Annotated in this window: 18 protein-coding genes; 10 read left to right on the top strand and 8 right to left on the bottom strand. The window is 69.5% G+C overall.

All coding sequences use genetic code 11. The features are described 5' to 3' along the window. Positions 1-93: 93 nt before the first annotated feature. From hemC to BM360_RS18010, 3 genes are read left to right on the top strand one after another with little or no spacing between them, the layout of a single operon-like run. Positions 94-1,014 (top strand): hydroxymethylbilane synthase, encoded by a 921-nt coding sequence (gene hemC / locus BM360_RS18020; protein WP_093316872.1) that lies wholly within the window; start codon positions 94-96, stop codon positions 1,012-1,014. Next, complete coding sequence (locus BM360_RS18015; protein WP_093316869.1) at positions 1,011-1,676, top strand: uroporphyrinogen-III synthase; 666 nt, start codon at positions 1,011-1,013, stop codon at positions 1,674-1,676. Before hemC ends, BM360_RS18015 begins: the two co-directional genes overlap by 4 nt. Then, entirely contained in the window at positions 1,673-2,572 is a 900-nt protein-coding gene (locus tag BM360_RS18010) for an MICOS complex subunit MIC60 (RefSeq protein ID WP_093316867.1), read from the top strand. The genes BM360_RS18015 and BM360_RS18010 overlap by 4 nt, the downstream gene beginning before the upstream one ends. On the opposite strand, the gene BM360_RS18005 is transcribed toward BM360_RS18010, so the two are convergent. Next, complete coding sequence (locus BM360_RS18005; RefSeq protein ID WP_093316864.1) at positions 2,524-3,051, bottom strand: hypothetical protein; 528 nt, start codon at positions 3,049-3,051, stop codon at positions 2,524-2,526. The two genes, BM360_RS18010 and BM360_RS18005, sit on opposite strands and share 49 nt — an antisense overlap. A 135-nt stretch (positions 3,052-3,186) precedes the next feature. On the opposite strand from BM360_RS18005, the gene BM360_RS18000 reads away from it, so the two are divergent. The 3 genes from BM360_RS18000 to BM360_RS17990 all read left to right on the top strand — a co-directional run bounded on the left by BM360_RS18000 (position 3,187) and on the right by BM360_RS17990 (position 4,725). Beyond that, positions 3,187-3,915: a Crp/Fnr family transcriptional regulator gene (locus tag BM360_RS18000; RefSeq protein ID WP_165611366.1), complete on the top strand. Its 729-nt coding sequence runs from the start codon at positions 3,187-3,189 to the stop codon at positions 3,913-3,915. 167 nt (positions 3,916-4,082) lie between these two features. Then, the gene (locus tag BM360_RS17995; RefSeq protein WP_093316859.1) at positions 4,083-4,439 is read left to right on the top strand and encodes a hypothetical protein; all 357 of its coding nucleotides are present in this window, start codon (positions 4,083-4,085) and stop codon (positions 4,437-4,439) included. A gap of 31 nt (positions 4,440-4,470) precedes the next feature. Continuing rightward, entirely contained in the window at positions 4,471-4,725 is a 255-nt protein-coding gene (locus BM360_RS17990) for a hypothetical protein (protein WP_131819299.1), read from the top strand. A 10-nt stretch (positions 4,726-4,735) separates the two neighbouring features. On the opposite strand, the gene BM360_RS17985 is transcribed toward BM360_RS17990, so the two are convergent. Genes BM360_RS17985 through kaiC form a run of 3 tightly spaced genes read right to left on the bottom strand, consistent with a single transcriptional unit; the run spans position 4,736 to position 8,185 of the window. After that, the gene (locus tag BM360_RS17985) at positions 4,736-6,208 is read right to left on the bottom strand and encodes a sensor histidine kinase (RefSeq protein WP_093316854.1); all 1,473 of its coding nucleotides are present in this window, start codon (positions 6,206-6,208) and stop codon (positions 4,736-4,738) included. 1 nt (position 6,209) lies between these two features. Beyond that, the gene (locus BM360_RS17980; protein WP_093316851.1) at positions 6,210-6,494 is read right to left on the bottom strand and encodes a circadian clock KaiB family protein; all 285 of its coding nucleotides are present in this window, start codon (positions 6,492-6,494) and stop codon (positions 6,210-6,212) included. Then, entirely contained in the window at positions 6,491-8,185 is a 1,695-nt protein-coding gene (gene kaiC, locus BM360_RS17975; protein ID WP_093316849.1) for a circadian clock protein KaiC, read from the bottom strand. The genes BM360_RS17980 and kaiC overlap by 4 nt, the downstream gene beginning before the upstream one ends. 219 nt (positions 8,186-8,404) lie before the next feature. On the opposite strand from kaiC, the gene BM360_RS17970 reads away from it, so the two are divergent. Together BM360_RS17970 and BM360_RS17965 are read left to right on the top strand one after the other, a co-directional pair. Continuing rightward, positions 8,405-8,584 (top strand): hypothetical protein, encoded by a 180-nt coding sequence (locus BM360_RS17970; RefSeq protein ID WP_093316846.1) that lies wholly within the window; start codon positions 8,405-8,407, stop codon positions 8,582-8,584. A gap of 226 nt (positions 8,585-8,810) precedes the next feature. Continuing rightward, entirely contained in the window at positions 8,811-10,334 is a 1,524-nt protein-coding gene (locus BM360_RS17965) for a M20/M25/M40 family metallo-hydrolase (protein WP_093316844.1), read from the top strand. Positions 10,335-10,340: 6 nt separating this feature from the next. On the opposite strand, the gene BM360_RS17960 is transcribed toward BM360_RS17965, so the two are convergent. After that, positions 10,341-10,682: a hypothetical protein gene (locus BM360_RS17960; protein ID WP_093316841.1), complete on the bottom strand. Its 342-nt coding sequence runs from the start codon at positions 10,680-10,682 to the stop codon at positions 10,341-10,343. A gap of 122 nt (positions 10,683-10,804) precedes the next feature. Here BM360_RS17960 and BM360_RS17955 point away from each other — a divergent pair, with 122 nt between their 5' ends. Further along, on the top strand, positions 10,805-11,122 hold the full coding sequence (locus tag BM360_RS17955; protein WP_093316839.1) for a hypothetical protein: 318 nt from the start codon (positions 10,805-10,807) through the stop codon (positions 11,120-11,122). A gap of 39 nt (positions 11,123-11,161) precedes the next feature. On the opposite strand, the gene BM360_RS17950 is transcribed toward BM360_RS17955, so the two are convergent. Continuing rightward, positions 11,162-12,010 carry a metallophosphoesterase family protein gene (locus BM360_RS17950; RefSeq protein ID WP_093316836.1) on the bottom strand — a complete coding sequence of 283 codons (849 nt, stop codon included), beginning with the start codon at positions 12,008-12,010 and terminating at the stop codon, positions 11,162-11,164. An 85-nt stretch (positions 12,011-12,095) separates the two neighbouring features. On the opposite strand from BM360_RS17950, the gene BM360_RS17945 reads away from it, so the two are divergent. Beyond that, complete coding sequence (locus BM360_RS17945; protein WP_093316834.1) at positions 12,096-12,296, top strand: hypothetical protein; 201 nt, start codon at positions 12,096-12,098, stop codon at positions 12,294-12,296. A 7-nt stretch (positions 12,297-12,303) separates the two neighbouring features. Here BM360_RS17945 and BM360_RS17940 read toward each other — a convergent pair whose 3' ends face one another. Next, positions 12,304-13,308 carry a GGDEF domain-containing protein gene (locus BM360_RS17940; protein WP_093316831.1) on the bottom strand — a complete coding sequence of 335 codons (1,005 nt, stop codon included), beginning with the start codon at positions 13,306-13,308 and terminating at the stop codon, positions 12,304-12,306. After that, positions 13,301-13,540 (bottom strand): hypothetical protein, encoded by a 240-nt coding sequence (locus BM360_RS17935; RefSeq protein WP_093316827.1) that lies wholly within the window; start codon positions 13,538-13,540, stop codon positions 13,301-13,303. The genes BM360_RS17940 and BM360_RS17935 overlap by 8 nt, the downstream gene beginning before the upstream one ends. Between the last annotated feature and the right edge of the window lie 16 nt (positions 13,541-13,556).

The following is a 13,556-nucleotide window of genomic DNA, read 5'->3' as shown; positions in this document are numbered from 1 at the left end:
CGGCCGAAGCTTGTCGAAGGGCGCACCTTCTTCTAACCCGCGCAGCGGAAAGGAAGGGCAGGGCTTCGACGTCGCTCAGCCCGCACGGCTCCCTTGATCGCACCAACGCCTCCCCTCCGTCTCGGCACCCGCGGCTCGCCGCTTGCGCTCACGCAAGCCAACATGGTGGCCGACGCGATCCGCGCCGCGCACGGTGCCGCCGCGCCGGAGATCGAGATCGTGCCGATCCGCACCTCCGGCGATCGCATCCAGGATCGTGCGCTTGCCGAGGTGGGCGGCAAGGCGCTGTGGACGAAGGAACTCGATCGCGCGCTGCTCGGCGGCGAGATCGATTTCGCCGTCCATTCGATGAAGGATGTCGAGACGCACCGGCCGGCTACAATCGCGATCGCCGCGCTGCTGCCGCGCGCCGACGTGCGCGATCGCCTGATCGGCGCGGAGAGCGTCGCCGCGCTGCCGCAGGGTGCGCGCATCGGCACCTCCAGCCCGCGCCGCTCGGCGCAGCTCAGGGCGCTGCGTCCGGACGTGGAAATCGTCCTCTTCCGCGGCAATGTCGCGACCCGTCTGGCAAAGCTCGCCGCAGGTGAGGCGGAAGCGACCCTGCTGGCGGCGGCGGGGCTCGACCGGCTGGGGCAGGCGGTGGGCCATGCCATCCCCATCGAGACGATGCTGCCGGCACCCGCGCAAGGGGCGGTTGGTGTCGAGGCGCGGGCAGACGATGGCCGGGTCCTCGCGCTGCTCGGGCCGATCGATCACGCGCCCACCCGCCGCGCGGTCGAGGCGGAGCGCGCGCTGCTTGCGGCCTTGGGCGCGGATTGCCGCTCCCCCGTGGCGGCGCTGGCGCGCGAGGACGGCGGGTTGTGGACGCTGGCCGCTGAACTGCTCGACGAGGCGGGCAGCGCGCGGGTTTCGGACGCGATCGCGCTCAGCGAGGCGGACGCTCCGGCCCGCCTTGCCGCGCGGCTGCTCGATCGGGCGCCGGCGCGCGTGCGGGCGCTGTTCACCGGGCCATGAAGCTTCTCGTGCTGCGGCCGGAGCCCGGCGCGTCGGCAACCGTCGCCCGCGCGCATGCGCTCGGGATGGCGGCGGAGGCGCATCCGCTGTTCGCCGTGCGGGCGCTCGACTGGTCGCTGCCGGATGAGTCGTTCGACGCGCTGCTCGTCACCAGCGCAAATGCCATGCGTCACGGTGGCCCGCTGCTCCGCCGCCTCCACGCTTTACCGCTCTACGCGGTCGGCGAGGCGACCGCGCGGGCGGCGCGCGAGGCGGGCTTCGGCACCATCGTCGCGGGAGAGGGCGATGCGGCGGCGATCCTCGCCCGCGCCGTCGCGGACGGCCAGACCAAGCTGCTACATCTCGTCGGTCGGGAGCATAAGGCCGTCGAGCAGGCGGGCGTCCGGATCGTGCGCCTGCCGGTCTATGCGGCGGAGGAGACGGGCACCAAAGTGCCTGAAGGTGAGGCGATCGCGCTGGTCCACTCGCCGCGTGCCGCGCGCCTGCTGGCGGCCCGCGTTACGGATCCCGCCAGGCTGCGGCTGGCGGCGATCAGTCCGGCGGCGGCAGCGGCGGCCGGCCCTGGCTGGGCTGCTTCGCGCATCGCCGCGGCGCCGAACGATGACGCGCTCTTGGCGGCGGCGGCTTCGCTGTGCGAGGAAGAACGGGGAGAGCGCGCGTGACGATCGACGATGAAGCCCGGCCAAGCCGTTCGCGTGGCCTCCTGCCGCGCCTTGTGGCGCTGCTGCTCGCCTTCCTCGCGGGTACGCTGGCGATGGGCTATGCGCTGACCCATTGGGACACCGCCGCGCGCTACCTGCGCCCGGCCGAGCCCGACCCCGTGCCGCTGCCGGCCATGCCCGCGCAGCCGTCGCGCCCACCGGTGATCGTCACGCCATTGCCGCTCGCGGCGGTGGAGGCGCTGTCGGGCCGTGTGGTGGAGCTCGAAGGGCGGATCGGCGCGATCGATGCGCGGGCCCGCGTCGCCTCGGTCAATGCGGATCGGGCAGAGGCGCTGCTCGTCGCCTTTGCCGCCCGGCGTGCGCTCGATCGTGGTGTGGGCCTCGGCTATCTCGAGCCGCTGATGCGCGCGCGTTTCGGTGAGGCGCAGCCGCAGGCGGTGGCGACGATCCTCACCGCGGCGCGCCTGCCGGTCACGCTCGACGAATTGCGTGCCGGGCTGGCCCAGGCACGCCCTGCCCTTGCGGGTGCAGGGCCACGGGCGGGCTGGTGGCAGGCTGTGCGGCGCGAGATCGCCGGGCTGGTCGTGCTGCGACGGGCGACTGCGCCGTCGATGCAGCCCGCGGACCGGCTGGACCGGGCGCAGGCAGCGGTCGAGGCCGGGCATGTGGATCGCGCGCTGGCCGAAGTCGCGCGCCTGCCGGGGCGGGACGCCGCGGCAGGCTGGATCGCCTCGGCACGGCGCTACGTCTCCGCCCGCCAGGCGCTCGACCTGATCGAGGCCGCAGCGCTCAACGCACCGCGGCCTGACGTCACGCCGCCGGCAAGCGCGCCGGCGGCCGATCCGGTTCAGCCGGCGGCGGAAGAATCCTCGGAGCCATCGGCACCCGCTGCTTGATCCTCGCGCCGCTGCTTGACCTTGGCGCGGACCGCATCGGTGGCGCGCTTGGTCGCTTCCTTGCCCACCGTCGCCGCCAGCGCGCCGGCAATCCCCAGCGCAGCGGCGCCGACCACGGCAGCCACGCCGCCGCGGCTCTTGGGCAGCGCCTCGCCTGCCTTCTTGGCGCCGGCACGCGCGGCCTTGGCCGGCTTCGACGTGCGGACCGCCTTGACGACGCCTTCGACGGTGCCGGCGTCCGCCTTCTTGCGGGCAGGCGCCTTCTTCTTGGCAGCAGGCTTGGCCGCCGCCTTGCGCGCAGCCGGCTTCTTGGCCGGCGCGGCGTCCGTGTCCGCCTTGGCGCGGCGCGGCGCAGGCTTTGCATCCGCTTCCTTGGTCGCGGCGGCGGCTCGCGGCTTGCGCGGCGACTTCGGCTTGGTGGGCTTGGTCTCTGCCGGCGCGTCGCCGCCCTCGGCGTTCCCGGCTGCTTCGTCGGCCATTCTGATCTCCAGGAGATGAGGCCGGGCCAACCGTCGAGCGCCGGGCCGAGTTCCGGGATCATGACAAGGCCGCAACATTTGACGGCACGCTGCGTTCGCTAGGTCCGGGTGGTATCCTTTCCGGAAGGTAGACCATTGCTGGAGCCGCTCTTCGCCAAACTGGGCCGACGCGGCACGCTGTCCGCGCACCAGCGTGGCGCGCTGGCCGCCGCCGTCGGGGATAGCTATGCCGCCTCGCCGCGGGAGACGGTGGTGCCGCAAGGCGTGCCGCAGCATTGCTCCAACCTGCTCGTCGACGGCTATGTCGCGCGCTACAAGGATCTGCCCGACGGCCAGCGCCAGATCCTGCAGATCAGCCTGCCGGGCGACTTCATCGATCTGCCGAGCTTCCTGCTCAAGACGCTCGAGCATGATCTGGTCACGCTCACCACCGCCCGGCTCGTCCGCTTCCCGCACGAGGCGCTGCTGCGGATCACCGAGGATGAGCAGCCGCTTGCCCGCCAGCTCTGGACGACGACGCTGGTCGAGGCGGCGGGCCATCGCGAGCAGATCCTGTCGATCGGACGGCGGAGTGCACTCGGCCGTGTCGCGCACCTGTTCTGCGAGCTGTTCGTCCGCCACGAAACGGTGGGAATGACGGAGGATCACGCCTTCCCGCTCCCCTTCACGCAGGGCGACATCGCGGAGGCGACCGGCATGACCCCGGTCCACGTCAATCGCGTCTTCCGCCGCCTGCGCGAATCCGGGCTGATCGCGATCACGGCGCGGCGGCTGCAGATCCTCGACTGGCCGGGGCTGGCCAGGGTGGCGGAGTTCGATCCGTCCTACCTGTATCTCGACCCACGCCCCGCGCCTGCCACCTGAACGGCAGACGACAACATCGTTCAGACAGCGCTCAGCGCGTGAATTGCAGCTTCGTCCCTGGAAGCGCGTTCGTCATCGCAGCCCGGGTGCAGGGTTGTGGCGGGCGACATAGCGGCGGCCCGGCAGGGGCGCCACTTGGCGCAAGGATTTGAACGGGACGGTTCGTGATGGACATGACGAACATGCGGATGGATGCAGGTCTGGCGACGGCGGTGCTGCCGCCGGTGGCGCATGGCCTCACGCCGCTGGACTGGCGGGTTGTCGCGCTGGCGCGGGCGGAGGCGGATCGCCACGGCACTGCGGCCTTCAGGCCGCGCACGCGCCTCGGCCGGATGATGGATTGGCTGACCGGCGTTGAGGGCGGCGTGCGCCAGCTGGCGGATGAGCGGCTGGAGACGCTGCGCCGCTACGTCGGCCTCGCGCGGCGCGGGGATCGCGACGCGGCGACCGCGGCGGCGATGCTCGCCACGCTCGGCCTCGCCCCCGCCGCCATCGAGCTCGTCCGCACCTTCGCCACCCGCTGAGGCGGATCGTTCAGCTGCAGGACAGCGCTGCTTGCGCAGTCTTGCCGTCATGCTGATCCTTGCCGCCCTGCTCGCCGCCGCGCCGCCCGAAGATGCCGCGCACCGCGCCGATCGCCTGCGGACCATCGATCTCAATCGCCGTGCCGCTGCCGCCGCCCGCCCGCGCGCGGCCGCCGCCGCGCAGGCCCGCTACCGGACGGAGCGGGCGCGTTACGAGGCGGAGCTGGCCGCGTGGCGGCGTCAGGTCGCGGCCTGCCGCGCAGGCGACGAGGCCGCCTGCGACTAAGGCCGCGGCATTATTGGGCGGAAATCTGATCCGTCGGCACGAACATGCGGCATTCCAGGCCCTCCGGCCGGAACGAGACCTGCGTCGGCTGCGCCGCGCTCTGCCCCAGCCCGCGGGCGATCACGGTCTGGCCGAACCCCATCTTTTCGGGCGGCACCACCGTCGGCCCTCCATCCTCGCGCCACACGATCTCGGTCGCCTGACCGGCAGCGGCGGTGCTGATCGTGATCGTGCCCTGATCGTTGGACAGCGCACCGTATTTTACCGCGTTGGTAACGAGTTCGTGCAGGATCAGCCCCAGTGCCACCGCGGTATCCGGCGTTACCCGGACATCGACATCGCTCAGGCGCACCCGCTCGCTGCCGACCGAGACGTAGGGGGCGAGCTCCGCTGCGATCAGCTCCGCCAGCGTCAGCCGGCCCATGCCGCCTTCCAGCAGCAAAGCATGCGTTGCCGCCAGCGCCTCGATGCGCCGGGCGAAGGCGGTGCGGAAATCGGGCAGGTCCTTCGCGCCGCTGATCGTGCGGTTGGCGATGGACATGACCAGGGTCAGCGTATTCTTCACCCGGTGCGTCAGCTCGGCCATGAGCAAAGCCTGGCGCTTCTCGGTTGCGCGCTGCTCGGTCACATCGGCGATGGTGACGATGCAGCCGCCGATCGTCTCGCCCGAGCGGCGCAGCGGCCCCGCGCTCAGCAGCACGTCGCGCATGCGGCCATCCAGCGTCAGCGTCGCGCCGACCCCGCGCACCGACGTCCCGGCAAGCGCCACGTCGATCAGGTCGGTCCCGCTGATCAGCCCCGAGCCGAGCGAGAAATCGAGCGGGAATGCCTGGTCGAACGGCTGGCCGATGGCGACACCGTCGTGCAGCTGGCGGACCCCGGCATTGGCGTGGGTGATCAGCCCGGCGGCATCGCATACCACCACCACCTCGTTCGAGGAGTTCATGATGGCGCGCCCGATACGGTCGCTCTCCAGCGCCGCGGCGGCCTCGATCCGCTCGGTGACGTCGGTGAAGGTGAGCGCCACCCCCTCGCCAAAGCCGAGCGACAGCGGCGCGGCGGTCACCTCGACATGGACCTGGCCCGATCGGCAGGGCAGCGCCATCTGGCGGCTGCGGCGGTGCGCCGCGGCCTCGCGGATCAGATCACGCACGATGCTGCCGGCCGGATCGGCCAGCACGCCGAAGATGCCGTGCTGCTGCAGCTCGCGCGCGCTGTGGCCCAGCAGCTCGCACAAGGCGGCGTTGGCGTAGATCAGCCGGCCTTCGGCATCGAGCGCCGCGGCGCCGATATCCATCGCCTCCATGAAGGCGCGGTAGCTGTCCTGCGCGCCCAGCGCGAACACCTCGTCCTCGTCTTCGCCGCGCACCACCAGCGCATCGACCTCGCCGTCGCGGATCGCGCGCAGCGTTTCCTCGGCCTCGTCCAGGCGGCGGCGGAGTTCGGCTTCGCGCTCACCGGCGCGCGCTGGATCGGTGGTCACCTCAGTCCTCGACCTTGAGGTGGACCAGCACCTTCTCCTGATCGGACAGGTCGCCGATGATCTTCTGGACGGGCACAGGCAGCGAGCGCACCAGCGTCGGGATGGCGACGATGTTATGCTCGCGCGCCAGTTGGGGATGCTGGCGCAGGTCGATCACCTCCACTTCGTAGCGGCCGGGCATATGCTCGGCGCACATCCGCTCGAGATTGCGGATGGCGGCGACGGATTTCGGTGTCTGGCCTGCGACGTAGAGCGTCAGCTTGAGCGGGGTGGCCGCCTCGGTCATCGGTCGTCCCTCGTTCCCGTTGCCGCGCCGCGGCCGCTGGCCATCGCCGCGCGGTCCGCTTCGGCCTGTCGGATATGATCGGCTTCCTGCTCGGACAGGCTGTGCAGCTCCATCTCGTCGGCCGCGAGATCGGCGCGCAGCGCCTCGATCTGCGCCTCGGTGCGGCGGCGACGCTGGGCCACCAGCTCGCGCCGTTGCGCGGCCTCGGCCATGCGCGCCTGCTCCTCGCGCCGCTCGCGCGCTTCCTCGAAGCGGCGGGCCGATCCGGTGAGCGCACCGTTCGCGCCGAGATAGGGCGGCACCAGGCGGATGCCGCGATCGCTCATCACGAATTCGCGCACCTGATTGGAATGGGCGATGCCCCGCGCCTTGAGCAGATAAAGCTCCCGGTTGAACTCGCCGTTCGTCTCGCGATTGAGCAGCAGGATCCATGCGTCCATCAGGGAGGACAGGCCTGCATCCGTCTTCGCCTCGCCCTGCGAGTGGGCGAGGTGGGTGAATACGCCGGTGATGCCTTCGCTCTTCAGATGGTCGATCATCCGCAGCAGCATCGCCTGCACCTCCAGCTGCTCGCCCGAATCGATGAAGGCGGAGATGGGATCGAGCACGACCAGCGCGGGGCGCACGCGCTGCACCTCGCGCAGCATCAGGGCGAGGTGCATTTCCAGGCTGTAGAAGGTCGGCCGCGATGCCACGGTGTGAAGCAGGCCCGCATCGATGTGCGGCTGCAGATCGAGGCCGATCGAGCGCATGTTGCGCACCGTCTGCTGCGCCGATTCCTCGAACGAGAAATAGAGCGCCCGCTCACCAGCCGCGCACGTCGCCGCGGCGAAGGAGGCGGAGATCGAGCTTTTGCCCGAGCCCGCGACCCCACTCAGCAGGATGCTGCTGCCGCGGTGGAAGCCGCCGCCTGCCAGCATCGCGTCCAGATCGGCAATCCCGCTTGAGATGCGCTCGTCATACACCTTGTGGCCGAGGCCGAGCGAGCTGACCGGCAGCACACTGAAGCCGTCCTCGCCGATCAGGAACGGATATTCGTTCGTGCCGTGGGCGGTGCCGCGATATTTGACGATGCGCAGGCGGCGCGTGGACACCTGGTTGTGGACGCGGTGATCGAGCAGGATCACGCAGTCGGAGACATATTCCTCCAGCCCCTGCCGCGTCAGCGCGCCATCGCCGCGCTCGCCGGTGATGACGGCGGTGAGACCTTTTTCCTTGCACCAGTCGAACAGACGGCGGATCTCGGCGCGCAGGATGGCGGGGTTCTGGAAGGCGGAGAACAGGCTCTCGATCGTGTCGAACACGATCCGCTTCGCGCCGATCTCATCGACGGCCAGTTCCAGCCGCAGGAACAGCGCCTCGAGATCATAGTCGCCGACCTCGGCCAGCTCGGCCGGATCGATCGCGACATGCTCGATCAGGATCTTCTTGCGCTCGATCAGGTCGCCCATGGCGAAGCCGAGCGAGCGGACGTTGGCGACGATGTCGACCGGCCGTTCTTCGAAGGTCACGAAGATGCCGGGCTCGTCCTCGTCGCGCGCGCCATTGATCAGGAAGGTGGTGGCGAACAGCGTCTTGCCGCAGCCGGCGGATCCGCACACCAGGGTCGGGCGGCCGGCGGGCAGGCCGCCCAGCGTCAGCTCGTCGAACCCGCTGATCCCCGTTCGCGCCTTCGCGATACCGTCCGTCACATTGCCCCGCCGCCTGTTTGAACGCGTCGATTATGGCAGCGGACCGGCTGCGGCAATGCGCCATGTTGGTTGCGAAAGTTATGCGCGCTGGCGCACAAACAGGCAGACTTCCAGTATGACGCAGACCGCGCCCTGGTGGCGCGGGTCACAGCGGTGCCGCAGAAACTGGGCTAAGCCGTGTGCGTTATGTTCCTGTTTTCCCGCGTGGAGTGATTTCCGATGGACGGCTGCACCGAGCAGATGCTGGAACTGGAGCAGCCCGACGCTGTCTACCGGCTCGGCCGCGCGTTGCGCGATGCCTACAAGCCGTGTCCGCAGGGCGATGGCGCTGCCGATCCGGCGCGGCTGCTCGCCGATCTTGATGAGGAACAGCCTGCCTTGTTCACGCAGCGGGCCTGATCGGCGGGATCGAACGGCCAAAAAAAAGGGCCGGCTCGATGAGCCAGCCCTGAAGTCTAGGAGAGGATGCCTGAAAGGCACGCCCTTTGTGCGCCGCAACATGGCGGTGTGCAAGTGCAACATGGAATGTAAGTGATTGCGTCACGCGCAACCGTCAGGTGCGTGCTCCTGTTGCTCTGAGGCGACGGGCCGGGCACAGTCCGCCCATATTCCTGGGGGACGAGACATGCGGCGGTTCAAGGCGATCATGATGGCGGCGGCCTGCTGCGCGATGGCGGGCAGCGCGTCCGCCGCATCGCCGAGCGCGGAGGTGCGGACCTGGCGGCAGGCGCATGAGCGGGAGATCCTGGCGGATTTCAGCAAGCTGCTGGCGATGCCCAACGTCGCCACCAACCTGCCCGATGTCGAGCGGAACGCCGCCTACATCTCCGGCCTGCTCGAGACGCGTGGCTTCAAGACGCGGCTGCTGCGGGCATCGCCCGGCACGCCACCGTCCGTCTTCGCCGAGCTTCGCACCCCCGGCGCCAAGCGCACCGTGGTGTTCTATGCCCATTATGACGGCCAGCCGGTGGCGCAGAAAGGCTGGCTCAATCCGCCGTTCCAGCCGACGCTGCGCACCGCTCCCCCCGAAGACAAGGAAGTGACCGTGCCCGCGCAGGGGCCGATCAACCCTGACTGGCGGATCTATGCCCGCTCCGCCGGTGACGACAAGGCACCGATCCAGGCGATGATCAGCGCGCTCGACGCGCTGAAGGCGCGCGGCATCAAGCCCAGCGTCAACATCAAGCTGCTCTACGAAGGTGAGGAGGAGCAGGGCTCCCCCAATTTCGGCCGCATCATCGCGCAGAACCTGGAGCTGGTGCGCGGCGATCTGCTGATCTTCGGCGACGGGCCGATGCACCAGTCGGGCAAGCAGCTGATCAGCGGCGGCAATCGCGGCATCGCCGGCTTCACCGCGATGGTCTACGGCCCGAACAAGCCGCTGCATGACGGTCATTATGGCAGCTGGGTGCCGAGCCCCTCGGTGATGATCGCCGACCTGGTGATGAGCCTGCGCACCGAGGATGGCCGCATCCTGATCCCCGGCATCGCCGACGAGGTGACCCCGGCGACCGCGGCGGACAAGGCCGGTCTCGCGGCGATGCCGCCGGTCGAGGAGGATCTGAAAAAGGCCCTCGGCCTCGGCCGCACCATCGGCCCCAAGCGGCTGGCGGACGGCTATCTCTCGCCGACGCTGAACGTCCGCGCCATCCATGCCGGCGATGACGGCCCCAACGCTGCCAACGCGATCGCCACCGAAGCCTCCGCCTCGTTCGACTTCCGCCTCGCCCCCGGCCAGACGCCCGCGCGCATCCGCAAGGTGACCGAGGCTTACTTGACGTCCAAGGGCTGGTTCATCGTCCGCGACACGCCCGATGCGGCAACCAGGCTGGCTCATCCCAAGATCGTGCGGCTGGCCTGGGACGAAGGCAGCTCGATCGCGACCAAGACGCCGCTCGAGACGCCGGCGGCGCAGGCGGTTGCCAAGTCGATCGGCCGCACCGTCGGTTATGACGTGATCCAGCTGCCGATCGTCGGCGGCAGCTCGGGCTTCGCCGAGATCGTCAACCAGCTGAAGGCGCCGATGGTCACCGTCAGCATCGCCAATTACGACGACAACCAGCATGCCCGGAACGAGAATCTGCGGATCGGTAATCTGTGGGACGGCATCGAGGTCTATGCCGGGCTGGTCGCCGATCTCGACTGGTAGGCGGGTTCAGGGCTGCGCGAGCGGCCCGTCCGTATCCTGCTCGGCCTCTTCCTCCGGAGCCAGATAGCGCGTCGTCCAGCGCGGCGCGCCGTCAGGCCCGGCCTCGATGTCGGGCAGGCCGACAGGGTCGCTGCCGGTCTCTACCCAGCCCGCGCCCAGACAGCGGTCGCAGATCGCGCGCTTGCAGCGGAAGCTGACGAGGTCGATCTCCTTGTTCCAGCCGCCGTGACCGTGACATTTGGGGCAGAGCGCGTCGAGGCTGCCGTTGCGCGGCTGGATGGGCATCACGTCGAAGGCGTGGGGGCAGTCGGGCCCGTCGCAGTGGACGATGTTGCTGCCGTGCGACATTCGCTTTCCTCCTGCGCCCGCGGCGGGCGGCCCTGACCGGGGTCTAGCCGCCGCGCTTGGAACGGGCCAGCCCCCTGAATCGTCTGCTTTGCCGAGCCCGCTGACCGGGCCGGGAGATCGGCATGAAGTTCACCACCCTGTTCGCCGCCGTCGGCATTGTCCTTGCCGGATTCGGCGCGTCCGTTCCGGCGGATGCGCAGCCCGGCCGCGGCGACCGCTGGGAGCAGCGGCGCGACAGCGATCGCTACGACCGGCGTGATCATCGTCGCTACGATCGCGATGACCGCCGCCGCTATGGCCGCGACGATCGCCGTCGCTGGCACCGGGACGACCGTCGCGGACGCCGCGCCAGCGAGTATCGCAGCAACCGGCGCTGGGCCAATCAGCGCCGCTGCCGGCCCGAGTGGCGCAACGGCCAGCGCATCCAGGTCTGCGGCTGAGCTGATATCGGAGGTGCCGTCCGGGCGGACGGCACCTTCTCACGCATAGGCGATTTCGCCCTCGATTTCCTGCGCCGTCCAGCCGTCGCCCTTGAAGCTGAAGCGTTCGTGATTGCCGCGGCGAAAGCTCGCGCCATCCCACACCACCACCTGCAGCTCGATCTCGTCGTTCCGTGCGGCGTGGATCCAGTTGAAGCTCTGCGGCTCGCTGTTGCGCAGCCGCGTCGACGTCGTGCCCGCCTGCATGACCAAGGTTGAGCCGGCATGCTCCACCATCTTGCGCGCGGATTCCGCATAGGTGCGGTGGAAATGCCCGGCGAGCGCGAGGTGGACACCCGCCTTGCACACCGCCTTCACCGCATCGCGGTGGCGCCCCACCGCCTCGCTCAGCTCGCCGCCCTCGCCGATCGGCATGGCATAGAGCGGATGGTGCGTGACGAGGATGCGCGTCTTGTTCGGTGCGACCACGGCGAACCGCTCCTGAAGGATCTCGATCTGCTCGTGATTGATCCGCCCGTCCTTGATCGTCAGCGAGCGCGCGGTGTTGATGCCCAGCACCGCCACCTCGTCATTCTCGAACCAGGGGCACAGATCGTTGTCGATGTAGCGCTTGTAGCGATCGAGCGGCGCGGCGAAGCGGCGGACGACATCGTAGAGCGGCACGTCGTGATTGCCCGGCACCACCAGCGTCCTGAACCCGGCCGCACGCAACCGGTTGAGATAGGCGGATGCTTCGCGGAATTGCGCCTCGCGCGCGCGCTGGGTGAAATCCCCGCTGATGATGATCAGGTCGGGCTGGTGCTGTTGCAGCCAGGCTTCGGTAGCGGAGACGATCTTGGGATCATGTGCGCCGAAATGAATGTCGGACAGGTGTGCGATACGGGCCATCGCGGCTGAACGACGCACCGCCACGCTGGTTCACATCGGTTGGGCAATCACTGGAAAGGGCGACACGTGTCGGCTACGATACGGCATGACGTCCAAGCCAACCCTGCTCGAGCGCGCTTATTCGCTGGCCCGCGCCGGCGATTATGCCGACATGGATCTCCTCCGTCGCAAGCTGAAGTCGGAAGGCTATGACGCGGTCGATGCGCATATCAGCGGGTCGGTCGTGGTTGCCCTGCGCAAGCTGATCAAGGAAGCGCGGCTGGTCGGCGGCACGCCGACGAGCTGAACGGGCCTCAGGCCGCGCTCCGCTCTTCCGGCGCGGGCTCCAGACGGCAGCGATTGCGGCCCTCGCGCTTGGCCCGGTACAGCGCCAGATCGGTCTGCGCGAGCCACGCAGTCGTGTCGGCAAGATCGGGCGTATAGGCGGCGACGCCGAAGCTGGCCGTCACCTTAAGTAGGCGGCCGCCTTCCAGTTCGAACTCATGCGCCTCGATGATCGCGCGGAACCGCTCAGCCGCGGCGAGGGCTTCGGCCGCGCCCGTTTCCGGCATGAGCAGCGCGAACTCCTCGCCGCCGATCCGGCCCATGGCGTCGCTCGGGCGCATGTTGGCGGCACAGATCTCGGCCAGCTGGCGCAGCACGACATCACCGCCGCCATGGCCATAGGTGTCGTTGATCGACTTGAAGTGATCGATGTCGAGCAGCGCGAGGCTCGCCGGGCGGCCGTAGCGGCGGCACTTGGCGATCTCCTTCTCCGCCTGCTCGACGAAGCCGCGCCGCGTCAGCGTATGCGTCAGGTGATCGCGCTGCGCGATCAGGCGGAGCTGCAGCTCATCGCAGACGATGCTCGCCAGATTGCCCATGATGGCCAACTCGGCCGCGGAGAAGCGGCGCGGCTTGGTGTCGAGGGCGCACAGCGCGCCGACATTGTAGCCTTCCGGCGTGCGCAGCGGGACGCCGGCATAGCTGCGGATGAACGGTTCGCCGGTCACCAGCGGGCTGGCGGCGAATCGCTCGTCCGCCAGCGCGTCGGGCACCACCAGCGGCTCGCGCTGGCGGATGGCGTGCGTGCAGAAGGAGATTGAGCGCGGCGTTTCCTGTGCATCGAGGCCGCGATGCGCCTTGAACCATTGCCGGTCCTGATCGACCAGCGTGACGGTGGCCATCGGCACGCCGAGCACCGTCTGCACCAGGTTGACGATCTTCTCGAACGGCTCCTCGGCCGGCGTGTCCAGCACGTCGAGACGGCGGAGCGCCGCCAGACGCGCGTCTTCGTCGTCGATCACGAGTTCAGACATGGTCCTGCCCTTGTACGACAACCCGCATCGCTGCGGTCAGCTCCGCCTGATAGCTGCCGACGAGATCGCGCACGCTGGCGTCGATCACATCCTCGCCGATGCCCGCGGCACGCAAATTGGCGGCCAGTTCCGCCAGATGACGGCTATGTCGATCGACACTCGCCTGCAGGTTCGGCGGCAGGCGACGCTCGCCCTCGCCCGCGGCGGCACTCTCGCGACCTGTGACGTCCATGGCGGCCTCATCGGGA

The organism is Sphingomonas jatrophae, from assembly GCF_900113315.1.
Taxonomy (GTDB): Bacteria; Pseudomonadota; Alphaproteobacteria; order Sphingomonadales; family Sphingomonadaceae; genus Sphingomonas_P; species Sphingomonas_P jatrophae.
This window is presented reverse-complemented; position numbering and strand designations above follow the sequence as displayed.

Bases quoted from the DNA above. Each gene is read 5' to 3' on its own strand.
- BM360_RS17955 (WP_093316839.1), top strand. From the start codon at position 10,805: ATGAAGTTCACCACCCTGTTCGCCGCCGTCGGCATTGTCCTTGCCGGA.
- BM360_RS17995 (WP_093316859.1), top strand. From the start codon at position 4,083: ATGGACATGACGAACATGCGGATGGATGCAGGTCTGGCGACGGCGGTG.
- BM360_RS17970 (WP_093316846.1), top strand. From the start codon at position 8,405: ATGGACGGCTGCACCGAGCAGATGCTGGAACTGGAGCAGCCCGACGCT.
- BM360_RS17960 (WP_093316841.1), bottom strand. From the start codon at position 10,682: ATGTCGCACGGCAGCAACATCGTCCACTGCGACGGGCCCGACTGCCCC.
- BM360_RS17980 (WP_093316851.1), bottom strand. From the start codon at position 6,494: ATGACCGAGGCGGCCACCCCGCTCAAGCTGACGCTCTACGTCGCAGGC.
- BM360_RS18005 (WP_093316864.1), bottom strand. From the start codon at position 3,051: ATGGCCGACGAAGCAGCCGGGAACGCCGAGGGCGGCGACGCGCCGGCA.
- BM360_RS17950 (WP_093316836.1), bottom strand. From the start codon at position 12,010: ATGGCCCGTATCGCACACCTGTCCGACATTCATTTCGGCGCACATGAT.
- BM360_RS18015 (WP_093316869.1), top strand. From the start codon at position 1,011: ATGAAGCTTCTCGTGCTGCGGCCGGAGCCCGGCGCGTCGGCAACCGTC.
- BM360_RS17935 (WP_093316827.1), bottom strand. From the start codon at position 13,540: ATGGACGTCACAGGTCGCGAGAGTGCCGCCGCGGGCGAGGGCGAGCGT.
- BM360_RS17940 (WP_093316831.1), bottom strand. From the start codon at position 13,308: ATGTCTGAACTCGTGATCGACGACGAAGACGCGCGTCTGGCGGCGCTC.
- BM360_RS17965 (WP_093316844.1), top strand. From the start codon at position 8,811: ATGCGGCGGTTCAAGGCGATCATGATGGCGGCGGCCTGCTGCGCGATG.
- BM360_RS17945 (WP_093316834.1), top strand. From the start codon at position 12,096: ATGACGTCCAAGCCAACCCTGCTCGAGCGCGCTTATTCGCTGGCCCGC.